We start from the raw sequence: 22,978 nt of genomic DNA on the forward strand, positions 1-22,978 counted from the left end.
ATGAAACGAATATTAATTATCGGAACTATTTTATGCTCTATTATTGTAGGATTACCTGCTATGCTCGTCATCATGTTTTCTTCAGATGATCTTCAAGCAACTCAACCCGTCCAAACCGCCGCGTCGACTGGTACCGAACAAGAACTGGTAGAGAGTGCCTCGCCGATTTCAATTGCCGTGTACCGGTCACAAGAAAGCCGAATAGAAGAAGTCCCTCTAGAAGAATACGTCGTTGGAGTGGTAGCTTCTGAAATGCCAGCAAGTTTTGAAATCGAAGCGTTAAAAGCACAAGCATTGACGGCGAGAACCTATATTTTAAAACAAATGCTAGAACCAAGTGATATTGCTATGCCTGATGGAGCGATGGTAACGGATACCGTCCATCACCAAGTCTATAAAAATCTAGAACAATTGAAACAAGAATGGGATAAAGATTTTGAATGGCGCATCAATCGAATTCGTGAAGCAGTCTTACAAACGCAAGGGCAAGTGTTAACGTATAACGGTGAACCGATTACAGCTGCTTTCTTTTCAACAAGTAACGGTTTTACAGAGAACTCGGAGGACTATTGGCCCAATGAAATTCCATACTTACGAAGTGTCGAAAGTCCTTGGGATACCCACTCACCAAGGTTCACGGCGACAACTACTCTTTCTATAGGTGAATTCCAACAGAAATTAGGAGTGCAACTGCCATCTGATGGTTCTGTCGGTGAAATCATCAAGCGAACCGACGGAAAACGTGTAGCGAAAGTGAACATAAATGGTAAAGAAGTGAACAAAAATGGAGACGAATTAACAGGACGTTTTGTAAGAGAAAAGCTAGGCTTGGATTCTAGTGATTTTAAATGGTCCAGACAAGGAGACCAGGTTGTCATTGAAACGAGAGGCTGGGGACACGGTGTTGGTATGAGCCAATACGGTGCAAATGGAATGGCAAAAGAAGGAAAAACCTATCGAGACATTATCGAGCATTATTATCAAGGCGTAGCGGTTTCACCCGTAGACCCGTATATCGGTCAGCTTGTCGTGAAGAAAGATTAAGGGAATACAGATGATATAGACATTTATTTATTTGAGTAGGTCTAAAGTAATTATATATTCAAGAAAATAAAAAAAATTAACTAAAGGTTAGGGTAGGAGCTATGCTGTAGCTGGAAGTAAAATGAGCTAAAGCATGGTTTAGTTCAAATATTAACCTGAAAATGGAAATGAAGAGAACTAAAATAAGTTTAGGGTAAAAATTATCCCTTAACTGGGAATAACCTATACTAAATCAAAGTATAGAACAATAAATTATTAAAATTGGTAATGTGGTAATCTTAAGTCTACTTAAGACAATAACTAGAGACGTGTCAATAAAACAGATAATAGATAAAAAAGGTCGCGTGGGGATTTGTGATAAACAGCCCATGCGATTTTTTTATTGATGCACGCTTTGGTTGTGCTACGACTAGGGAGAGGAAATAGAGGACTGAGGACCCTATTGTTTGAAAAACGACTCTATAAGCTTTTTAGAGGGTTAAGCCGATGTTATTCACTCAATAGAAACTACCTAGTAACTAATAGAAATAATTCAAATTACAGCTTTACAGTTTGCTGTCGCCATTCCATTAGACCAGATCATCGTCTTTGCCAGAAATAGCCGATCCTGAGTCCTTTTAGGCCAGCTATTGCAAGGAGAAAAAAATATTTTTAAATAGTATGCATAATAATAATCACTTTGTCGAAAAATAATCAGAAAAAGTTTTTTTAGAAAATGTATATAATTTCTTCAATTTGATCAGAATGGTTGCTGAGGTGATGATCAAATGAGAGATGAAGAAAAACAACAATCTTCAAAACAATCAGATGAAGTGAAAAAATTTAATGTTCAACGTTTCTTACGTAAGAAATGGATGTTACCTGCTGTTTACTTAGGAGCTGCTGCAATCGTACTTAGTGCTTTTTTCCTCATGCAAAATCAAGATAATACAGCTTTAGAAGATCCATCAGGGGTCACTCAACCAATGGAAGATGGGATTGAAGTAATCGAAGGCGAGGCTGTACCAGTAACAAGTGCTAACGAAGTTATTAAGATGCCAGTAGCAAATGAAAGTGAAGTTGATATTGTAGGATACTTTTATGACTTCAACTCTTCAGCTGAAGAGCAAGAAGCTGCATTAGTGTATTACAATAACATGTACTACCAAAACAGAGGAATTGATATCGCTAAAGAAGACGGCGAAAGCTTTGAAGTAACAGCAGCCCTTAGTGGAACTGTCGTAAAAGCTGAAAAAGATCCTTTACTAGGACATGTGGTAGAAATTAACCATGAAGATGGTGTGATTACACATTATCACAGTTTAGAAGGTCTTGAAGTCGAAGAAGGTTCTTCAGTAAAACAAGGTGACATTATTGGACGTGCTGGGCGAAATCTATATAACGCGGAAGCAGCGGTTCATGTTCATTTCGAAATTCGTCATAACGGAAATGCAGTCAATCCGTTAGACTACTTCAACCAAAATCTTGAAACACTTGTTGATGAAAGCCATCGTATGGATGAAGACATCGCAAGTGCTGAAGAAGATACTGCGGATGAAGAAGACGTAAAAGATGACGAAGAAAAGAACGAAGACGAAGACAAAGCCGTTGACGAAGACAAAAACAAACAAGAATAAATAACCTATGGTGCCAGGCACCTTTAACCAAGTAATGTGTTAAAGGTGCCTGGCACCTCTTTTTTTCTTTTCTTAGATGTTCACAGTGGAAAGTTAATCTACCAATGGTTGCGAGATTTGTAATAAAAATTTTACAAAAAATCTCAAAAAAATAGTTGACTAAGTATCTGAAAATTTGGAATAATGTGTACTATAAAACAATAAATTAAGACTGAGCAAAAACGAAATCTTGTTAACCCAACAATGAAATTCTGTTATGTAATAATTATTGGTTCGCTAATCTCATCTAACTTGGCATAGAAGTGAGAAAAAGAAAATAAATATTACAAGACAAATAAATGCTAGAGTTTTAAAACTCAAAAATGGTAGCGTTTTCAAAATACTAGATCCATTGAAGGAGCATACATAAAAAAGAAAACTTGATCGGGACCGGCATTTATGTGCGGTTAAACTTTTATCTGATTTGTTCTAGCGTTCAGTCTAACACGATATATTGATTTGTGATGTTTTTTCGAAAACTGAATATGCAGTCAGTTTTTAGTGAAGTAATCCATTAAGGAGGGAAAGTATATGATTTATGTTTTTTTACTTATCACACTGTTCAGCTTTATATTCGCCTTCCGTAAAAAGAAGCCGTTGTTCCTATCTGTTCCGTTCGCTTCCATCTTTGTCTATTTGCTTGTTCAAGTTGTCATGGTACCGCTACCCTTTTGGGATACTGTTAAATTTATTTTCAGTTTAAGGTGATTGAATGGAAAATCCGAATTGTACGAAATGTAACAGCAGCGAAACAGTAGTGATGAACAAATGGCAATACTTCTTTTTCTTATCAACCTTACCCATCATTGTCTCTCTCATCTTTAGTTATATTTTTCATCCCATTCTACTAACTTTCATTTTGTTTGTATTTGTTGTCAACATGAGAATTGCCAAAAAGAAAACGCCCTACGTCATTTGCCGGAATTGTAAGCAAGTCCAGCAAGGAGCTGGGAATAAGACGATGCGCTCTTAAACCTCATGCAAAAGGAAATAGTGTCTATAGAAGTTTTAGAGAAAAACTTTAATAACACAAATTTTTTGGAAGCGGTTACAAAAGTCTGAGGAACAAAGACTCATTGATTATTTAAAGGAGGTGAGAATATGAAAAAAATCGATAAGTCTGTAGCAGATGCATATTTCAAAGCGAGAAATACAGTTGTCATTATTTGTTTAATCATAGGTGGCTTAGCGTCATTTGGAGTGGTTGCTTTTGCAGAGTCTCTAGTAGACGTAACATTTATGGGAATGCCTTTCCACTACTATATGGGGGCTCAAGGAGCAGTCGCAACTTTTGTAATCTTGTTATTTGTAAATGCAGTCATAAGTGACAGAATTGACAAGAAGTTTGGCATTGATGAGGAACAAAATACCCGTATCGGGGCAGGAAAAGCACTCGATCATTAATCTATTGCATCTGATTCAGACACTGACCTCGTGTTCAGTCGAACCATCTCTTAAAAAAAAACAGACAAAAAAAGCGGCTCAGACTGTATGAACAGTGCTGAGCCCAATTAAGCGACATTCATCATTAAGATAAGAAACCTTAATGAATGAAATGAAAAAAGAACACTATTATTTTATCAAAAAAGTAACGAAAGAGAAACCTTATTCCGTTGAGGGGGGAATACTATGGATAATCAATCTATCGTATCGATATTAATGATTATGGCAACATTTGGCCTTTATATCGGTATTTCTATTTATAATCGTGCAAAAGTAACATCGGACTTTTACGTAGCAAGTCGTGGGGTACCGCCATTCTGGAACGGTATGGCGATTGGTGGAGACTGGATGAGTGCGGCTTCATTTATTGGTATGGCCGGGACACTCATGATCTTAGGCTATGACGGTCTAGCTTACATTATGGGTTGGACTGGTGGTTATTTATTCTTAACATTCTTATTAGCACCGCAACTACGTAAATACGGTCGCTATACCGTACCTGAGTTTATTGGTGACCGTTTTGATAGTAATGCTGCGCGCTTAATCGCTGCGATCGCAACGATTATTATCTCCTTCGTATATATTATCGGTCAGCTTTCTGGTTCAGGGGTAGTTATCGGACGTATCCTGAACATTGAAGCAATGTATGGAACGATGATTGGGGTTGTCATCATCGCAGTCTATGCGACATTAGGTGGTATGAAAGGGATTACGTGGACGCAGGTTGCTCAGTACATTATCTTAATTATTGCCTATATTATTCCGATCGTTTTCATGTCTTTACAAGTAACAGGAAATCCAATGCCGTGGTTAACATACGGAAACATTGTCTCACAGCTTGGAGAACTCGATAAGGAACTCGGGATCAGTGAATATTTCGCGCCATTTGCGCAAAGTGACAAATCACAATTTATTGCCTTATTATTTACATTAATGGTAGGTACAGCAGCATTACCACACGTTATCGTTCGTTTCTATACAGTTTCAACGATGAAGGCTGCTCGTTGGAGTGGTGCGTGGGCGCTTTTATTTATTGCATTACTATACTTATCAGCTCCTGCTTATGCGGCATTCTCTCGTTTCATTCTTATGACTCAAGTGGCAAACAGCCCAATTGATAGCTTACCAGCTTGGACACAAAGTTGGGTAGATACGGGTCGTCTTCAAGTAGCTGACCAAAACGGTGACGGAATTCTTCAATGGGAAGAGATTGTCATCAGTAATGACATCGTCGTCATGGCAACACCAGAAATTGCAAATCTAGGGATGTTTGTTATCGGTCTCGTTGCCGCGGGTGCGATGGCAGCTGCATTATCAACAGCCGGTGGACTATTAATTACGATTTCATCTTCATTTGCACATGATATTTACTATCGTTTAATGAACCCGCAAGCAAGTGATAAGAGACGTCTAGCAGCCGGACGTTGGGCGATCGTACTATCGACGATCGTTGCTGGGATTGTCGCGTTAAATCCTCCTGGGGTCATTACACAGATTGTTGCTTGGGCCTTTGCTATTGCCGGCGGAACATTCTTCCCAGTTCTTTTACTAGGAGTATGGTGGAAGCGTTGTAACGCTAAGGGAGCAATCGCCGGAATGCTTTCAGGATTATTTGTCACAATTACGTACATTCTTTTAGCTCGTCAAGGAATTACAATGTTTGGTATACTTGACACAGGTGCAGGTATTATCGGTGTTCCGGTGAACTTAATCGTAACGTATCTAGTGTCTAAAGCTACAGCTGCACCATCTCAACGCATCCAAGACGAAGTCATTGACCTACGTTACCCGGAACAAATGACTTATAAAGATGGCGAGGTATGGATGGATGAATCAGCTGGAAAATAAAGATTTATTTGAACAAATTCACAAGCACCCCCTTTTTCAAGGGGTGCTTGATTCTGAATTTACGAGTCTAATGGAAAAATGTACATTAAAGCATTATAACAAGTCAGAAAAAGTCCTTTATTCGAAAACACCACGAGAAGGGCTTCTTCTCATTTTAACTGGAATGGCCGAAGTCTATGTTCAAGGAGATGACGGTCTTTTTCAGCAGGAAGTACTCGAAGTGCTCCAAACCGGTGATATGATTGGATTTTCTAGCTTAGCTGATTTTCTCGGTGAGCCGAATCCTCATGTGGCCAAATATACGGTTGAAGTTCGTGCTGTCGAAGACTCGTACTGTTTGAAAATCCCTTATTCTGTCGTTGAAGCCAGGTGGGATGACGAAACGGTTCGAGACTTTGTTCTTCGCCAGGTAGCGGTTCGCCTGCGGGATATTTACGGGTCGTTAGCGGAACAAGTGAAGTTAGCGAACCAATGGGGCGAGAGTGATCCGTTTATTCGCCGAATTCAAGACTTAATGAATGAACCCGTTGTTTCTGTTGTAAAAGATGAATCGATTCAAATCGTTGCCAAAAAAATGGTCGAACAAAGAGCAAGCTCAGTTGTTGTCAATGATTTTGATGGAACATTAATCGGGATTATTACGGAAAAAGATATCGTTCAACGCGTCGTTGCGAATTTAAGTAAAGGGCCGTTACTAGCAAAAGACATCATGACGACCAATCCAATCACGATTTCGCGTTATGGCTATTATTATGAAGCTATGTCTAGTTTTCTATTAAATGGAATCAAACATTTGCCGGTTGAAGAAGATGGAAAAGTCGTCGGAATGGTCACTTTGTCTGACCTTTTACGCAAGAAAAACCGTGGATCGATGGAGATTTTACAAAAAATCGAGCAATCAGCTTTTTCTAATCTACCAACGGTGAAGAGTGCGATCTATGATGTCCTTGGGCAGTTAATTAACGATGAAATTCCAACTGTGCATACGTTAGAGATTATAACGAAACTGTACGATCGTCTCGTCAACCATTGTTTAGATTTAGCGGTGGCCTCTTTAGCAGCGAAAGGAAAAGGAAAACCTCCTGTGCCGTTTTGTTGGTTTACGATGGGGAGCAGCGGCCGTGGTGAACAGTTTTTACTTACCGACCAAGATCATTTTCTTGTCTACGATAATCCAGATAGCGGCGACAGTGAACGCGTGGAAGAATACTTTGCGCTTCTCGGTCAAGAAATCGTCGATCATCTCCATAAGGCCGGTTATAAGCTTTGTATCGGGAAGATGATGGCTAATGAAGAAAACTGGCGTGGCACACTCAAGACGTGGCAGGAACGCCTTCGTGGATGGGCACTTAGAGCAACGAATGATAATGTGTTGTTGGGTCATAATTTTATGTCATTCCGTTTTTTATATGGGGACGACAACCTGCACGATGAATTTGTAAAAATGGTGAAAGAACAAGTATCGCGATCGCGCATTTATCTGTATCGAATGGCTGAACAAGAAAGAGAACACCCGGTTCCAACCCTCGACCACCCGATCCGAGCACTGTTCGGTTTAAGGCGAGATTCGATTGACATTAAAAAGCATGCATTGTTCCCGCTTCACCATTGCTTGCAAGTTTTATCGGCGCATCACGGGATTGTGGTGGGGACGCCATTACAGCGACTCGATGCACTCGTCAAATTAAACGTGTTCTCACCTGAAGTGGCCGACGACATCCGGTTTGCTTATGAAATCGTACTAAAAGTGAGAGTAGAACAAGCCTGGGGCAGATACCTCCGCAAAGAAGAGGGCACGAGCGAAGTCAAATTCACACATCTCCGCTCGCGCGATAAAGAAGAACTCATGATTGCACTCAAGGCAATCCGTTCCTTGCAAAATCAGACGCTTGGGGCTTTTGGGATGTTGTAAAAAAGATGACAACACTTTTGGGATATTGCCAAAAATGGATGACACTTTTGGATTTTCCGAAAAATAGATGATCACATTGAACCAGCACTTATGTTGGTTCTTTTTTTATTTACTAGAGGTAAGTTAGTGTAGGGGAGCTGCGTTGTTTCTATTTTAATAACTTATTTTGATATTTTTCAGAAAGATATAGTGTTAACATTCCTTCGTAGTAAGCTCTTAATCGAGTGGAGCTAATGATTGAACTCTCCTAAAAGATGACATTTAATTATATATGGAATCTATTTTTTTACAATTCTTTTTTTATATTTTTTTTCGGACTATATTAAATATGAAGAAACTAATTTATTTTAGGGGGAAATCTAGTGAAGCGAATTGTCATGGTAATGGTCTCAATCTTATTATTACTATCTTTGGCTTTTCCAACATTGAGTAGCGCAGCAATCAACCAGAATGAACTAAACGAGTATTTAAATGAAATTGGTTTGACACAAGAGGAACTAGAAGATCAACTTGAATATCATTGGGGTATGGAACTGAGTGATTTTGAATCGGTTGACGAATTAAGGGATTTCCTTGGACCTGTGATTACTGATGAAAATTTACAAGAGTTACTAGATTTATACGAGTTAACGTTAGGTGAATTAGAAGAAATTCTTGCTGAATATGGTGAGACTTTAGATGACTACAAATTTTTAGAAGGTCTAGAACTTGCTATAATCTTCTATCAGGACTTTGATGATTTCGACTGGGACGAGCTTTTTGCTGAAATCGATGCCCTTTTCGCAGAGTTTGACCTAACTGATGAAGAGATTGAGAGATTAATGGACCACTTATTGACTCTTGATTTAGACAATCCAGCTTTTGAAGAGCGTTTAAATCAGATCGCAGAACGTGCCCTTGCACTTCCTGACTTTGATAGTGCATCAGATTTAACTGCTGAAGAGATTGCGGAAATATTATCGATTTACTCAGATTTAATGAACCTATTTAAGTTACATGCAGAGTATTATCTTATTGAAGGAAGAGATAAGGACAGTAAACAGCCAATTTCTTTGCAAACGTTAGTGACGCTGGATAGTTTAGAGGGCTATAACTTATTAATAGAACTTTATAATTTAGAAGGTGCTTTCTTGGCTGACATTATCATAACTGCTGATATGTTTGGTGATGAATTAATAAAACAACCAGCTCAAGACTTAAAGGAAGTAAAAGAAATAGTAAAGAAAGCTCCTCCAAAAGATCAAGTGAAGACAGAGAAAGGAGCTAAGATGCCAAAGACTGCTTCTAACTCAATGCAGAACGCTCTCATCGGGCTAGGCATGATGTTAACAGCAGGTATCATTTACCGTCGTCTCAAAGTTAAAGAGGCTTAATACAATGAGACATGAAGAATTTAAGAGAAGAAGGCGGAAGAAGCAGCGTCTTCTTCTTCTGTCTTTTTGCATTGTTCTTTTTATTGGAGGCCTATGGTTTACAACAACTAATGCGTATACCCTTTTAAAGGGGTACGGGCTATATAAAGTGAATGAAGCTACAAAGGAAATAACCCCTCCTCTCGAGAAGACCATTAGTGCTGAGGAAAAAGAAAAGGGAGGACCTCTTTATCCGGTTCGACCCGAACAAGGTGATCTAATAGGTGAACTTTACATTCCAAAACTTGACGCCACACTTCCCATCTATCACGGAACGGATGAAGATGAGTTAGAACGCGGGGTAGGGCACTTTCTTGGAAGCGTATTACCTGGAGAAGTGGATAATAGTGTGTTATCAGGGCATCGCGATACAGTCTTTCGTAAGTTAGGAGAGGTCGGAGAACGAGATGAACTGATTGTAACAACTACAGCTGGACAATTTACCTACAGGGTTAACAAGGTGCGTATCGTCGACGAGGACGATCGAACGGTCATTGTCCCTAAGCCGCGAGCCACGCTTACTGTAACGACTTGTTATCCTTTCCAGTTCATTGGTGATGCACCAGAACGTTATGTGTTAGTTGCGCATTTAGTGAAAACGGATCTAGATGTAAAATTTGATACAAATTAGGACGCGATATGAGTTTATCATAAGTGTCTTCAAATCATTAGGTGGGACAAGTATATATAAGAACTAATGATATTATCACAATAGTAAATTAGGAAGGCGTTAGTTTTAACCCTTATGGTGTTCAGAGGGTAAGAGCTAACGCTTTTCTTTATGGGCATGAGCCCTTTTTTAGAACAATTCAAATAAAAACTAGAAAATTTAATGGTTAAGTGTAGAAAAAAGTTTGAAAATTCGGTAAAATAAAACCATTGTCATATAACAGTAGATTATTCCTTTGGAAATAATGAACAGTTATTTACTTACAACAAGGATAAATCAAGTCATAAATCAAATAAGCGTTCACTCTCTTTTGTAAGCGGTTAACAAAAAGTTGATAGCTTCTTAATTGTATTAGATACCTAGATGAGAGATCAGAGACTGAGCATTCGGTAGAAAAAAACAAGGTATTTAGAGTGCTAAGAATATTAGGGATATAGAATATAAACAAGGGGAGATTGTTATGTTCTGGAAAAAGAAATTACTGCATTACCAACTAGACCAACAGCCCTCGCTTGATACACCGTTACGCGATTTATCTTTTACCGTATTTGATACAGAAACGACAGGCTTTGCTGTCGGTGGCAAAGACCGTGTCATTGAAATAGGGGCTGTACAAGTCGAAGGGTTACTGGTAACAGACAACCGGTTTCAAACGTACGTCAACCCAGAACGAAACATTCCGCCAGAAATTACCAAACTGACGGGCATTGCTCAGCACCATGTAGAAAATGCCCCCAACTCTGTAGAAGCCATTGAGTCGTTGTTTCAATTTATTGAAAAGACGAGAAGTGGTGGTTGGGTCGGTCATTATTTGAGCTTCGATGTTATGGTCCTTCGAAAAGAACTTCAACGAGCGAAATTCACCTTTGAACAGCCACTCTATATTGATACACTCGACATGCTTGGGTATCTCTGTCCTTCCTGGGATATGCGTGATTTAGAACAATATGCTCGGTCATTCGGTACAAATATTTATGAGCGCCACAGTGCGATCGGTGACGCCCTAACGACAGCTCACCTTTTTGTTGAGCTGCTTCGCTTACTTGAAGATCGAGGAAAGACCACACTCGCTGACCTCGTTCAAGTAACAGACGCCAATAACCGCAACCGCGTTCTCCAATTCTAAACCAACCGGTGCCAGGTACCTTTAATGCAACGCAGCATTAAAGGTACCTGGCACCGGTTTTTTATGTAGATTAATTTAATGCTTACACCACCAATAGAAGCGGACTCAAAGGCCCTTATATTAAGGAAAAACGACTATTTGATTTATTTCCCGGACTGGGAAGACCCTATTTGCCTAAATGCATAAAAAAGAATCCCAAATAGAAGTAAATAACGACCTCTCAGTCCGTAACGTACTAGTATAGTAGCCTTTCTACCGAAATAAAGGCCTCTCAGTCCGCAAATAAAAGTTCTAAGTCAAATCCATATAATTGTTAAAAAATAACCCAGACTCACAAACTATGTGGCATTTCTCACAGTAAACTACTGTCAAAAACCACACTACCGTCACCAAACTTCCATTCTTTTTTCCTATTTACTTAAAGAAATACTAATAAAGTTTCCGAAGCTGCCATATAATCTCAAGAATTTACGAAAACCGCATTATACGAACGATTGAGCGCTATTATTAATGACCGAAAATGTTCACAATAATATAATTTTTCAACACATAATTCCTTCACCGCATGAAAAATTGCCTTGTCCTGCTTGACTTTTTGGTATATATACCCTTCCTCCTTAATAAAATGTATCAATCACCAACATTGATTAGGAGGCGAGTGGTGTGCACGATTACATCAAAGAACGTACTATCAAGATAGGCAGGTACATCGTCGAGACGAGGAAAACGGTCCGAACGATTGCAAAAGAGTTTGGCGTATCCAAGAGCACTGTACACAAAGACTTAACCGAACGATTACCTGAAATCAATCAAGAGTTGGCAAATGAAGTAAAGGAAATCCTCGAATATCATAAGTCGATACGCCATTTACGCGGTGGTGAGGCAACGAAGGTGAAGTACAAAAAATCAGACCAACCGAACGAAAAAGTTGTAAAAACCCAAAATTGAAAACAAAAAATCAATCCCTGTATTGACAAAATATGATAAAATAAAACATTAGTAGGATACAGCAAACAGCTGTCGATTGATTAGCCAAAACAGGGAGGATAATACTAATGTTCGGACGGGATATAGGGATTGATTTAGGTACAGCAAATGTTCTTGTTTATGTAAAAGGAAGTGGGATTGTTTTAAATGAGCCATCTGTTGTAGCGTTAGATACAACGAATGGAAAAGTACTTGCTGTAGGGGAAGAAGCGTTTCGAATGGTCGGACGAACACCAGGAAATATCGTTGCTTTACGTCCCATGAAAGATGGGGTTATCGCAAACTTTGAACTAACAGAATCAATGCTCAAACACTTCTTAGGTAAAATTAATGTCAAAGGAATTTTCTCAAAGCCGAGGATCTTAATTTGTTGTCCTACAGAAATTACGTCTGTAGAGCAAAAAGCGATCCGAGAAGCTGCAGAGAAAAGTGGTGGAAAAAACGTTTACTTAGAGGAGGAACCGAAAGTAGCTGCGATTGGTGCTGGAATGGATATTTTTCAACCGAGCGGTAACATGGTCGTAGACATAGGCGGTGGGACAACAGATGTTGCTGTTCTTTCAATGGGTGATATCGTCACCGCCTCTTCTATTAAAATAGCTGGGGATAAGTTTGACCATGACATCCTCAACTATATTAAAAAACAGTACAAGCTCCTGATTGGAGAACGAACGGCTGAAGAAATTAAAAAGCAAGTAGCAACGGTATTTCCAGGTGCTCGTCAAGAAGAATTGGAGATCCGCGGACGTGATTTGGTTAGTGGACTGCCACGAACGATAACAGTTAGATCAGAAGAAATTCAAGATGCGCTTACTGAATCAGTTTCCTATATTGTACAAGCTGCTAAATCAGTGCTAGAAAGAACACCGCCTGAACTATCGGCTGACATCATTGACCGTGGTGTCATCTTAACGGGTGGAGGAGCGCTTCTTCATGGAATTGATCAACTTTTAGCGGAAGAACTGAAGGTTCCTGTATTTGTTGCAGATGAGCCGATGCACTGCGTAGCTAAGGGTACAGGCATTCTTTTAGAAAACCTAGATAAAATGAGTAGAAAAGTTCGCTTGTAAACATAAAAGCGGTTTTTATTCTTGGTTAGGTTAAAGTGTGGTTTATTGATGTTGGAGAACAATATTATTCTCAACAGTGATTAGCTATAGGAAAGACTATATTGGGCTGGATAAACAGCAACAGAAAAAATTACCTCTATCCATTCCATGGTATGTAGACGATATAATAGAAGAATAGATTAAAAGCTAATTTGAAACTTGGAAACAAAAATATAAATTGGTGCACCTAAAAATTTAACGGGTCCGTTAGTACGTTAATCCATTAAAGGTACCTGGTACCGCACAAACGGCACCGCCAGATAAGACAATATAACACCTATAAGGAGGTATGTCATGCTTCGCGGTATTTACGGTTCAGCTGCGGCGATGATTGCCCAACAACAGCGACAAGAAATGCTGACAAATAACTTAGCGAATGTTAACACGCCTGGATTTAAAGCAGACCAAGCGTCGTTACGTTCGTTCCCGAATATGCTCATCCAAGCGATGAACACGTCCAATATGAAGCCAAATTCTCATGTTGTCGGTTCTCTAGCAACAGGTTCATACTTACAAGAAAGAACTCCAAATTTTCTACAAGGTGACCTGCAACAAACAGGCAATAATTTAGACCTTGCGCTTCTTCAAGGAACGGTACCTGTAAATGAGGATGGCAGACAAGGTGCGTTATTTTTTACTGTACAAAATGGTGATGGCGAAGTTCGCTATACACGGAACGGAAATCTAGCAGTGAACGGTCAAGGCTTCTTAGTCAACAGCCAAGGTTTCTATGTCCTAAATACGGCGGGACAACCGATTGAAGTTGACAATGAAGAGTTTCGTGTCGACCGAGAAGGATTTGTTTTTACTGAAGATGAAGTTCCATTAGGACAAATTCAAGTAGCACTCGCCCAAGATCCGATGCTTCTTGTAAAAGAAGGAGACGGATTACTTCGTTTAACTGAAGAAGGTGTCCTTCCAACAGCGATTGGAAATGGACAAGTAGCATACCAAATCCAACAGGGCTTTATTGAGCGCTCAAACGTAGACTCAGCTCAGACAATGACTGAGATGATGAGTGCTTACCGAAGTTTTGAGGCAAATCAAAAAGTTTTACAAGCATACGACCGCAGCTTAGAAAAAGCTGTTAATGAAGTCGGACGAATTGGTTAAGGAGGTGTAAGACATGAATACATCAATGATGGCAGCATCGGTTACAATGGGACAATTACAGAAAAAGATGGACACAATCGCTAACAATATGGCCAACAGCAACACAACAGGATTTAAGCGCCGTGAAGCATCGTTTTCTGATCTATTATTCCAACAAGTTAACAATCAAATCGTTCCATCTATGGAAACAGGACGTCTTACACCGAATGGCCTGCGTGTCGGAGCCGGTGCTAAAATTGGACAAACAGCCTTAAGAACTGAGCAAGGTTCGATTCAGCAGACGGATCGACAGCTAGACCTTGCCATTCAAAATCCAAACCACTTTTTCCAGATCGAAGTAAGCAATAATAATGGCGCACGAGAAGTGCGTTATACGAGAGACGGAACTTTTTATTTTTCTCAAAGCCCTAACAATCCAAATGAACTGAATATTGTTACCGGTCAAGGGCATTTTCTTCTCGGTCCAAACGGTCCAATCACTGTTCCAGCTGACCACTCAGAAGTGCAAATAGATGAAAATGGGATAATCTCTGTTATACTAAGAGATGGAACGACAACCGTTCCAGCAGGACAGTTAGAAATGGTAAGAGTACAAAGACCGCAAATTCTTGAGCAACTAGGTGAGAATTTGTTTGGACTTCCAGAAAATTTAATTGAACAAGGCTACGTGCCTGCAGATATTTTAGGTGTAATTGGAGCAGGACAGGTCAGTCTTAGACAAGGTGCATTAGAAATGTCTAACGTTGATATGGGTAGAGAGATGTCAGAAATGATCTTAAGCCAACGATCTTATCAATTTAATGCTCGTTCGATTTCAATGGCAGACCAGATGATGGGCTTAGTGAACTCGATCCGTTAGTTTCTTTATGATTGTATAATATAGATGAACCAGGCTAACGCTCCCAAATGATTGGACAAGCGCTAGCCTTAGCTTTTAGAAACGGCAATCACCTAGCAAGCTCGTTAACCCTACGATACTATGTATGACAGGACAGGGAGTAGTTATGGAAAATCGTGATCTAGAAAAAGACAAACTGAATACAGATAAAGATCAAGACAGAAACGAAGCAACTTCAAAACCTGAAACGACGATTCGTGGAGATGGTGATGGTGGTGCGGTACAGCGCCCTGCACCTGAGACGGAAATCAAGGATGAAGTTGAGGGAGAAACAAAGGTCTTTGAATCCGAGGCTTTAGCCGCACCGGGAAGATCGAATGATGAAGCGGAAGAAACGAAGGTGTTCTCTGAAGCAGATCAACCATCGAAGGAAAAATCTAGTGCAGATACTGTGGCTGGAGACGACAAAGAGGAAACAGAGGAAGCGAGTGATACGAAGGTATACTCGGCAGCAGAAACTTCTGGTCCATCCAATGAAGCTGAAGGTGCAGTCGACTTAAGTCAAGAGACGTTGATATCCCAAATACCTTTAATTCGTGCAGAAGTACAGTCTCGCTCAGACGAAGCTGCTGTGCAGGCGGATGCAAACGAGGAAGAGAAGGCTGATCCAAATGCAGACGAAGAAGAAAAGGATACACGAGAAACAAGAAAAAAGAAAAAGAAGCGTAAAAAAGAACGAATTCGTATAATCCCGATTTGGCTGCGTTTAGTCATCGTCATTTTGTTATGCGGGATAAGCTTAGTGACGGGCTTGATGTTTGGTTACGGTGTGATAGGAAATGGTACACCAACAGAAATCTTGCAACGCGAAACATGGGAGCATATTGTAAATATCATCAGCGGTGCCGAGTAGTTTACTAGGTCTCGTTGGTGATTTTTTTTATTTTTGTTAAAAATGTAAAATTTGTTAGTAGAAATTTCTCTTTAGTGCGATGCCTACTATAATAGGTGGTAGAAGGATGCTCTTGATAAATACACCTCTTTTCACGCTCTCTTGTTTTATCCCCTATTCCATAAAAGGAAGTGATCCTCCTCATGCCTCGTAAACAAAGGGTTTGGTATCCCGGTGCTGTTCTGCATATTGCGAACCGTGGAAACCGAAAGCTCCCAATCTTTCATGACGAAAAAGACTACATGCAATTTCTTCAATTGATGGAGACGGCACGGCAGCGCCATCCATTTTATCTTCATGCTTATTGCATCATGAGCAACCACTACCATCTTCTTTTAGAAGCAATTGACGAATCCCCGGCTCTAGCGATGCATTTCTTGAATGTAAGCTATGCCAAATACTACAATGACCGGTACCTGCAAAGCGGCCACGTGTTTCAAGGTCGTTATTATTCAAAGCTAGCCCCAGCGATTGACTACATCCTCGATGCAAGTAAATACATCCACCTCAATCCAGTAGAGGCAGGTATAACAAGAAACCCTGCAGACTATCGGTGGAGCAGCTGTGCAGCGTATATCTTTCACACCGAAAATCCTCACATTACAACATCAACGGTACTTTCCTATTTTCCCAAACCATCTTCCTATCATTATCAAAAGTTTCTTCAGAGCGACCGCCCATCAAAATTTCAAGACTTAGTCTTCCCTGTGGTACAATATAGCAATAAAAGCACAAATATCTAAATCGGTGCCCATCTGCACCTCATTGGCACTACTGCAGCCCAACTTCGATGCTACGCTGCAATTTCGGTGCCAGGCACCTTTAGTACTTTAGGGAGGTAAAGCGTTTGTTGACAATTGAAGAAATTAAAGAGATTATTCCCCATCGTTATCCATTTCTACTTATTGATAGGATTTTAGAAGTGGAAGAAGGCCAGCGTGCGGTTGGTTTGAAAAACGTCACAGCCAATGAGGAGTTCTTTAACGGACATTTCCCGGATTATCCGGTAATGCCTGGAGTACTAATTATTGAAGCACTAGCACAAGTTGGTGCAGTGGCTATACTCAAAAAAGAAGAGAACCGTGGGAAGCTAGCATTCTTTGCAGGTATTGATAATTGCCGTTTCAAAGAACAAGTCAAACCTGGCGATCAGCTACGCTTAGAAGTAGAAATCGTTCGCCTGCGCGGACCAATCGGTAAAGGAAAAGCAACAGCAACGGTTGATGGAAAAATCGTCTGCGAAACCGAGTTAATGTTCGCCCTCAAATAAAAAACAAAAACCGGTACCAGGCACCTTTAACGCTTCATTGTGTTAAAGGTGCCTGGCACCATTTTTTTACCTTTTTCCCCCGCATTTGCTATTACACTGATTTATATTCCAGAAAAATAAATTTTTTAGTAGGATTTTGACGGAATTTATAGAATTATAATAAAATAATCTATAAGGACTGGACATAAATTACTATTTATAGAAAGAAAACACTTTTAAAGAAAGTGGGGGAGGCTTTATGGGGGGCATTATACAAACTGGAAGCCAACAGTAATGGAACCAATACTGCAAAAGTTTTGTAAAGACCATGAAAATGTATGGCATCTATTAAATCACATGAATGACGGGCTAATGATTACGGATCATAACCAGAGCATCGTCGCTGTAAATCCATCCTTTGAAAAAATTACAGGATATACATTTGAGGAAGTAGCTCATAAAAATCCAAGGTTCTTACAATCGGGGCAAACGTCACGGGTAGTCTTTAAAGAAATGTGGGAAAAGATTAAAACGGATGGAACATGGACGGGCGAACTTATTAACAAACGTAAAAACGGCGAAAAATTTTGGTCATTTATTACAATCACCCATATCAAAAAGGAACGAGAAGAAGATTCTTTTTTTATAGGAATGATGCGAGATATTACAGAGCGAAAGCAAGTTGAAAAACAAATTACACATCTTGCATACCACGATGCCTTAACACAGCTACCGAACCGAACCCTGTTTAAAAAACAGTTAAAGGAAGCCTTGCTTCATGCCAAATATAATTGTGAAAAGTTTGCAGTGCTATTCTTAGATTTAGATCACTTTAAGAAAGTTAATGATTCTCTCGGTCACCACATCGGCGATCAGCTGCTTCAGCATATCTCAACGCGTCTCCAACAAGTTGTTGGAAACGACGGGATGGTTAGCCGTTTTGGAGGGGATGAATTTACGATATTACTCCACCCTTTAAAAGATAAACTAGATGCGTACCGGAAAGTGAAGCGGATTGTACAGTCGTTCCAAACCCCTGTGGAGTGTTCCGGTGAAAGAATTTACACGAATACAAGTATTGGCTTAAGTTTTTACCCCGAACACGGTCTTGATTTTCATGCACTATTAAAAAATGCAGATAGCGCGATGTATAGGGCCAAAGAAGAGGGAAGAGGGCAATTCCGTGAATATACGAACGCAATGGACGAGGAAACAAGAGGACGGTTACAACTTGAAAGAGAGCTGAGAACCGCAATACATGAGCAACAATTTGAAGTCTATTACCAGCTTCAAGTCAACGTAGAAAATAATAAGCCTTACGGAATTGAAGCACTCGTCCGCTGGAATCATCCTAAAAAAGGAATACTATCACCGTTTGCATTTCTACCGGCAGCCGAAGAAACGGGTCTCATTGTAAATATTGATAATTGGGTGCTTCGAACAGCGTGCCTGCAAACGAAAAAATGGCATGATGAAGGCTTCAAAGATCTCGTCATCTCGGTTAATATTTCAAAAAAGCAATTTGATCGAGCAGACTTTGTGGAAAGAGTAAAGCACATCATCGAAGAAACGGGAATTAACCCTCACCTGCTTTGTTTGGAAATTACGGAAAATATGGCGATTACTCAAATCAAGGAAGCGGTAGAAAAGCTAATTCAACTAAAAAAAATCGGTGTTCAGCTTTCGCTCGATGACTTTGGAACGGGTTACTCATCACTAAGCCAATTAAAAAACATTCCGATCGATACATTGAAAATCGATAAATCGTTTATTCAAGACTCGAATAGTCAAAACCAAGAGAACCTCGCCCTCGTTAAATTAATCATAGCGATGGCGAAGAGCTTAAACTTCTCAGTTATATGTGAAGGAGTAGAAACAGAAGACCAGCTTCGACTGATCCAAACAGAAGGATGCCATCACGCACAAGGCTACCTGTTCAGTAAACCTCTTAATTACGAAAAATGCAGTTCGATCATGAAGCGTATGAATGAAACTGTAAAAATTGTATAGGTGGTTCTAGAGAAATAGATCTAAACACTTTCAATACTTGCCAATAATGCCTACGAAGATCTTCGAGATCCTATTTATTTTATGTCTAAATATCACATGTTCCAAGAGACTAACATTGCTATAAAACTTAACTCTTTCAAGCAAAACTATAATCAATCACACAGCAATATGAAATATGTAAAAATCTATTGCAGTATGTAAGAATAACGTAACATTACCAAAAATCCCTGAATTAGGTAGACGGCGGTTTATGGGTTTGCTAAGATAACGTCAGGCTAACAGAAACAAATAATTCGTTAGTCATAATAAAACCATTACGGGGGTTCGATGAACATGAAAAAATTCGTATTAACATTAGGTACAGCTGTATTAGCGTTAGGCGTATTAACTGCATGTGGTGAAGCAGAGGAAACACCAGTAGAAGACGATATCATGGAAGAAGCTCCAGCTGAAGAAGCAGAATTAGAAGAAGCACCTGCTGAAGATGCTGAACTAGAAGAAGATGCTGAGTTAGAGCTTGAAGAGCCAGCTGAAGACGACGCTGACCTTGAAGAAGAAGAGGAAGAAGAAGAAGCTTAAGATTAAAAATAACATACTATTAATAAATAGGATTGCCACATGAAGGCAATCCTATTTTTCATTTTTAGTGCTAGGGACCTTTAATGCTTTAAACTGATACTGCTTCATAATGCTAAAGGTGCCAGGCACCCTTAGCGCTTTAACGCACTGAGGGTGCCTGGCACCTCATTCGTATTCTATGGTAGAATAGGTGTAGGTTTGAAGACCACCAAGGGAGGGAACGAAATGAAATACGTTTTAGTAATGTTAGTAGCAGGTACTTTATTGTTTACCGCATGCTCGAAGACAGTCGATAATGAAGAAATTGGCGACGAAAACATAGATCAAATAGAAGAAGGACTTGAAGAAGATCCTCCTACTAATCATGAAAGTAGTAATGGTAAAACAGAAGAGAAGTTCAACGCAGGTACAGAGCAAGACAAAGTAGAAGAAAAAGATTCAAGTAAGGATCAAGACACCAAACAGGAAGACTCTAAAAAAGAAACTCGACAGGAAGAAAACGGTAAAGATGAACAAGGCAAGAAAGATCAAAATGGTCTATTAACCGAAGAAGAGGCGATTGAAAAAGTAAGAAGTTATTTGGACTTACAATATGATCCTGATGTTAATATAGTTGTAGATCATGAAGATAATGGGCGTTATTTAGTTCACGTGTTCGACATTGTTCCAGGAAATGGTGGTGTTGGACATACGGCTACTCGCGGATGGTACTACGTTGACCGGAAAACAGGAGAAATAGAGTCGATGTTTTAAGAGAGACTTGCAGGTAGCATAGAGTGGAAATCCTTATATGACAGAAAAAGACAGTGTTAAACGACATAGTTCGTTAACACTGTCTTTTTCTTTTTCTTATAACTTTTTACAAACAACCAACCCAAATACACCATATCTTTATAACGTCTATATCTCCCGAATCAATAAGCGAAACAATATTTAGATCTCTAATCTACTTCCTCATATCCTTAATCACAAACAGTCAAATACGTTGCCTAGCTATGAAACCTAGTCTATAGACAAAAATTTTTCCAGTTGGTATACGTAAAGGTACTAAAATAGTTCTCATTAACTACTACACAAAACGACAAATTCCCTACAAATTAGACAAAAACTCAAAAAAATACTTAAAAAGCAATGTCTAATGGTAGGCAGGAAAATAATCTAATAAGAAGGAAAAATAGACTATAGTATCGAAAATGAAAGAAAGATACACTATTACTAATTCCTAATACCTCTGACTTTTGTAATATTTTTGTAACCTACAGCCATATTTTTCACATTATAATAGAGGTAGACTAGTAAACTGACGATAAAATCTACATATAAAAAAATAGTAGTCCTAAAAATCTATTAAACATTATTCTATGCTAGGGAGGAAAAACAATGAGTACAAAGTCCGTTGTGAAAAAAGCGGTAATTTCTTCAACGTTTGCTACAGGAATTGTGTTGACTGCACCGTTAGTTGTAGACGCGGCACTAGGTGACCAACCTTTAAAAAAGGGGATGAATCACTCTGATGTAAAAGAGCTACAAGAGGTACTTAAAGCTAAAGGATATTTTAATTTCCATACAGCAACAGGCTTTTACGGAACAATTACAGAAGAGGCAGTAAGACAATTTCAACAAACGCATGGAATTCAAACGACCGGGGTGGCTAATTTAACTACGATCAATCTCTTGCTCAATACAACGGCTCAACATAGAAGTGGCCCGGATACTCAAATCGCATCGGCAACTACTTCTAATACATATACGACACTTGCCCAAACAAGAGGTCTCCTTCGCTCGGGTTCTCAAGGACAAGCGGTTACAGAACTTCAACAAATTTTAAAAGAGCACGGGCATTTTAATCATCATGTAACAGGTTATTATGGTCGAGTTACTCAAAATGCTGTTAGAGAATATCAAAGAAAAAATCGCCTTACTGTTGATGGGATTGTGGGGCCGCAAACTATTTCACACTTACTAAGCAAAACTGGGGGCCAGGCAAACTCTGCATCGTCAACTCAAACAACGCCAACACCAACACAATCACAAACAGTAAATCCGACTGCGCAAATAGACTCCGTGCAGTTCACTGCATCTGTACTCAGAATAGGTTCAAGCGGCAGCCAAGTAAGGCAGCTTCAGCAATCACTTAAGGAACTAGGTCACTTCAATCATGAAGTAACAGGGTACTATGGTAATATTACCGCTACAGCCGTTCGTTCGTTCCAACAAAGTCAGCGTCTGACGGTAGATGGGATTGCAGGGTCGCAAACCTTCAGGGCGTTAACACAAGTAGTGAATGGGCAGTCAGGCTCAACAAATAATGCAACAAATAATAATACAACGACCAACACGACAACTAATTCAAGTACAAATACGACAACAACTCAGCCAACATCAAATCAAACAACATCTACTAACGAAGCAAACACAGCGCAGACAACGCCAGCTCAAACAGTGGCTCAGCCAGTACCACAGCAACAAGCTCAGCCTGCACCACACGTGTCGCAAGACTTCCAGGTTATGAATGTCATTGCTGATGCTGCTGGATTAGTAGGTACACCTTATGTATGGGGAGGTACAACGCCAAAAGGGTTTGACTGTAGTGGCTTCGTACAATACGTCTTTAAAAATCAGGGGGTAAACATCCCGCGTACCGTTGCTCAACAGTGGGCAGCAGGAACATCTGTCTCAAAGCCGAGTGTAGGGGACCTTGTATTTTTTGAAACGATATCAAGCGGTCCTTCTCATAATGGGATTTACATAGGGAATAACCAATTTATTCATAGTGGCTCATCAACAGGGGTAATCGTTGCGAGTTTGAACAATAGTTATTGGGCGCCACGGTATTTAGGAGCTAAAAGAGTTCATTAATTCAAAAAAGTTACGTATCGTTCAAAAGATGCGTAACTTTTTACTTTTGTTAAAATGTTAACCTTATACGAATGACATTAGGGGGTAAAAATATATACAGATAGACAATATCCTCAATAGTTATTTTTACTTTAGTGACCCTGTCATGCTTAAATGGATAGCAGCTACAAGA

Annotated in this window: 21 protein-coding genes; all 21 read left to right on the forward strand. The window is 39.6% G+C overall.

Annotated features, from left to right (window positions below):
- Window positions 1-1,044: a stage II sporulation protein D gene (gene spoIID, locus ACNSTQ_RS00920; RefSeq protein WP_418197973.1), complete on the forward strand. Its 1,044-nt coding sequence runs from the start codon at window positions 1-3 to the stop codon at window positions 1,042-1,044.
- A 767-nt stretch (window positions 1,045-1,811) separates the two neighbouring features.
- Window positions 1,812-2,660 (forward strand): peptidoglycan DD-metalloendopeptidase family protein, encoded by an 849-nt coding sequence (locus ACNSTQ_RS00925; protein ID WP_418197974.1) that lies wholly within the window; start codon window positions 1,812-1,814, stop codon window positions 2,658-2,660.
- Between the two features lie 570 nt (window positions 2,661-3,230).
- A complete protein-coding gene (locus ACNSTQ_RS00930; protein ID WP_418197975.1) occupies window positions 3,231-3,407 on the forward strand; it encodes a hypothetical protein in 177 nt (58 codons plus the stop codon).
- A gap of 4 nt (window positions 3,408-3,411) precedes the next feature.
- Window positions 3,412-3,672, forward strand: coding sequence for a hypothetical protein (locus ACNSTQ_RS00935; protein ID WP_418197976.1), 261 nt, complete (start codon window positions 3,412-3,414; stop codon window positions 3,670-3,672).
- Window positions 3,673-3,800: 128 nt separating this feature from the next.
- Entirely contained in the window at window positions 3,801-4,103 is a 303-nt protein-coding gene (locus ACNSTQ_RS00940) for a DUF4212 domain-containing protein (RefSeq protein WP_418197977.1), read from the forward strand.
- Window positions 4,104-4,328: 225 nt separating this feature from the next.
- Window positions 4,329-5,990: a sodium:solute symporter family protein gene (locus ACNSTQ_RS00945; protein ID WP_418197978.1), complete on the forward strand. Its 1,662-nt coding sequence runs from the start codon at window positions 4,329-4,331 to the stop codon at window positions 5,988-5,990.
- Entirely contained in the window at window positions 5,971-7,902 is a 1,932-nt protein-coding gene (locus ACNSTQ_RS00950; protein ID WP_418197979.1) for a DUF294 nucleotidyltransferase-like domain-containing protein, read from the forward strand. The genes ACNSTQ_RS00945 and ACNSTQ_RS00950 overlap by 20 nt, the downstream gene beginning before the upstream one ends.
- A gap of 362 nt (window positions 7,903-8,264) precedes the next feature.
- Window positions 8,265-9,275 (forward strand): processed acidic surface protein, encoded by a 1,011-nt coding sequence (locus ACNSTQ_RS00955; protein WP_418197980.1) that lies wholly within the window; start codon window positions 8,265-8,267, stop codon window positions 9,273-9,275.
- Between the two features lie 4 nt (window positions 9,276-9,279).
- Window positions 9,280-9,945: a class D sortase gene (locus ACNSTQ_RS00960; RefSeq protein ID WP_418197981.1), complete on the forward strand. Its 666-nt coding sequence runs from the start codon at window positions 9,280-9,282 to the stop codon at window positions 9,943-9,945.
- 499 nt (window positions 9,946-10,444) lie between these two features.
- Window positions 10,445-11,110 (forward strand): PolC-type DNA polymerase III, encoded by a 666-nt coding sequence (locus ACNSTQ_RS00965; RefSeq protein WP_418197982.1) that lies wholly within the window; start codon window positions 10,445-10,447, stop codon window positions 11,108-11,110.
- Window positions 11,111-11,773: 663 nt separating this feature from the next.
- The gene (gene spoIIID, locus ACNSTQ_RS00970) at window positions 11,774-12,058 is read left to right on the forward strand and encodes a sporulation transcriptional regulator SpoIIID (protein WP_209121801.1); all 285 of its coding nucleotides are present in this window, start codon (window positions 11,774-11,776) and stop codon (window positions 12,056-12,058) included.
- Window positions 12,059-12,165: 107 nt separating this feature from the next.
- A complete protein-coding gene (locus ACNSTQ_RS00975; RefSeq protein ID WP_418197983.1) occupies window positions 12,166-13,167 on the forward strand; it encodes a rod shape-determining protein in 1,002 nt (333 codons plus the stop codon).
- A gap of 333 nt (window positions 13,168-13,500) precedes the next feature.
- On the forward strand, window positions 13,501-14,319 hold the full coding sequence (locus tag ACNSTQ_RS00980; RefSeq protein ID WP_418197984.1) for a flagellar hook-basal body protein: 819 nt from the start codon (window positions 13,501-13,503) through the stop codon (window positions 14,317-14,319).
- A gap of 13 nt (window positions 14,320-14,332) precedes the next feature.
- Window positions 14,333-15,178 (forward strand): flagellar hook-basal body protein, encoded by an 846-nt coding sequence (locus ACNSTQ_RS00985; RefSeq protein WP_418197985.1) that lies wholly within the window; start codon window positions 14,333-14,335, stop codon window positions 15,176-15,178.
- A gap of 145 nt (window positions 15,179-15,323) precedes the next feature.
- Window positions 15,324-16,070, forward strand: coding sequence for a DNA-directed RNA polymerase subunit beta (locus ACNSTQ_RS00990; RefSeq protein ID WP_418197986.1), 747 nt, complete (start codon window positions 15,324-15,326; stop codon window positions 16,068-16,070).
- Window positions 16,071-16,252: 182 nt separating this feature from the next.
- Window positions 16,253-16,852 carry a transposase gene (locus ACNSTQ_RS00995; RefSeq protein WP_418197987.1) on the forward strand — a complete coding sequence of 200 codons (600 nt, stop codon included), beginning with the start codon at window positions 16,253-16,255 and terminating at the stop codon, window positions 16,850-16,852.
- Between the two features lie 104 nt (window positions 16,853-16,956).
- Window positions 16,957-17,379, forward strand: coding sequence for a 3-hydroxyacyl-ACP dehydratase FabZ (gene fabZ, locus ACNSTQ_RS01000; protein ID WP_418197988.1), 423 nt, complete (start codon window positions 16,957-16,959; stop codon window positions 17,377-17,379).
- Window positions 17,380-17,652: 273 nt separating this feature from the next.
- The gene (locus ACNSTQ_RS01005; RefSeq protein ID WP_418197989.1) at window positions 17,653-19,368 is read left to right on the forward strand and encodes an EAL domain-containing protein; all 1,716 of its coding nucleotides are present in this window, start codon (window positions 17,653-17,655) and stop codon (window positions 19,366-19,368) included.
- Window positions 19,369-19,701: 333 nt separating this feature from the next.
- A complete protein-coding gene (locus tag ACNSTQ_RS01010) occupies window positions 19,702-19,947 on the forward strand; it encodes a hypothetical protein (RefSeq protein WP_418197990.1) in 246 nt (81 codons plus the stop codon).
- Window positions 19,948-20,172: 225 nt separating this feature from the next.
- On the forward strand, window positions 20,173-20,700 hold the full coding sequence (locus tag ACNSTQ_RS01015; protein WP_418197991.1) for a hypothetical protein: 528 nt from the start codon (window positions 20,173-20,175) through the stop codon (window positions 20,698-20,700).
- 627 nt (window positions 20,701-21,327) lie between these two features.
- The gene (locus ACNSTQ_RS01020; RefSeq protein WP_418197992.1) at window positions 21,328-22,806 is read left to right on the forward strand and encodes a peptidoglycan-binding protein; all 1,479 of its coding nucleotides are present in this window, start codon (window positions 21,328-21,330) and stop codon (window positions 22,804-22,806) included.
- Window positions 22,807-22,978: the final 172 nt, after the last annotated feature.

The sequence above is a fragment of the Alkalihalobacterium sp. APHAB7 genome, assembly GCF_048323755.1.
Taxonomy (GTDB): domain Bacteria; phylum Bacillota; class Bacilli; order Bacillales; family Bacillaceae_F; genus Alkalihalobacterium.

Bases quoted from the DNA above. Each gene is read 5' to 3' on its own strand.
- spoIID (WP_418197973.1), top strand. From the start codon at position 1: ATGAAACGAATATTAATTATCGGAACTATTTTATGCTCTATTATTGTA.
- ACNSTQ_RS00925 (WP_418197974.1), top strand. From the start codon at position 1,812: ATGAGAGATGAAGAAAAACAACAATCTTCAAAACAATCAGATGAAGTG.
- ACNSTQ_RS00930 (WP_418197975.1), top strand. From the start codon at position 3,231: ATGATTTATGTTTTTTTACTTATCACACTGTTCAGCTTTATATTCGCC.
- ACNSTQ_RS00935 (WP_418197976.1), top strand. From the start codon at position 3,412: ATGGAAAATCCGAATTGTACGAAATGTAACAGCAGCGAAACAGTAGTG.
- ACNSTQ_RS00940 (WP_418197977.1), top strand. From the start codon at position 3,801: ATGAAAAAAATCGATAAGTCTGTAGCAGATGCATATTTCAAAGCGAGA.
- ACNSTQ_RS00945 (WP_418197978.1), top strand. From the start codon at position 4,329: ATGGATAATCAATCTATCGTATCGATATTAATGATTATGGCAACATTT.
- ACNSTQ_RS00950 (WP_418197979.1), top strand. From the start codon at position 5,971: ATGAATCAGCTGGAAAATAAAGATTTATTTGAACAAATTCACAAGCAC.
- ACNSTQ_RS00960 (WP_418197981.1), top strand. From the start codon at position 9,280: ATGAGACATGAAGAATTTAAGAGAAGAAGGCGGAAGAAGCAGCGTCTT.
- ACNSTQ_RS00965 (WP_418197982.1), top strand. From the start codon at position 10,445: ATGTTCTGGAAAAAGAAATTACTGCATTACCAACTAGACCAACAGCCC.
- ACNSTQ_RS00975 (WP_418197983.1), top strand. From the start codon at position 12,166: ATGTTCGGACGGGATATAGGGATTGATTTAGGTACAGCAAATGTTCTT.
- ACNSTQ_RS00980 (WP_418197984.1), top strand. From the start codon at position 13,501: ATGCTTCGCGGTATTTACGGTTCAGCTGCGGCGATGATTGCCCAACAA.
- ACNSTQ_RS00985 (WP_418197985.1), top strand. From the start codon at position 14,333: ATGAATACATCAATGATGGCAGCATCGGTTACAATGGGACAATTACAG.
- ACNSTQ_RS00990 (WP_418197986.1), top strand. From the start codon at position 15,324: ATGGAAAATCGTGATCTAGAAAAAGACAAACTGAATACAGATAAAGAT.
- ACNSTQ_RS00995 (WP_418197987.1), top strand. From the start codon at position 16,253: ATGCCTCGTAAACAAAGGGTTTGGTATCCCGGTGCTGTTCTGCATATT.
- ACNSTQ_RS01005 (WP_418197989.1), top strand. From the start codon at position 17,653: ATGGAACCAATACTGCAAAAGTTTTGTAAAGACCATGAAAATGTATGG.
- ACNSTQ_RS01010 (WP_418197990.1), top strand. From the start codon at position 19,702: ATGAAAAAATTCGTATTAACATTAGGTACAGCTGTATTAGCGTTAGGC.
- ACNSTQ_RS01015 (WP_418197991.1), top strand. From the start codon at position 20,173: ATGAAATACGTTTTAGTAATGTTAGTAGCAGGTACTTTATTGTTTACC.
- ACNSTQ_RS01020 (WP_418197992.1), top strand. From the start codon at position 21,328: ATGAGTACAAAGTCCGTTGTGAAAAAAGCGGTAATTTCTTCAACGTTT.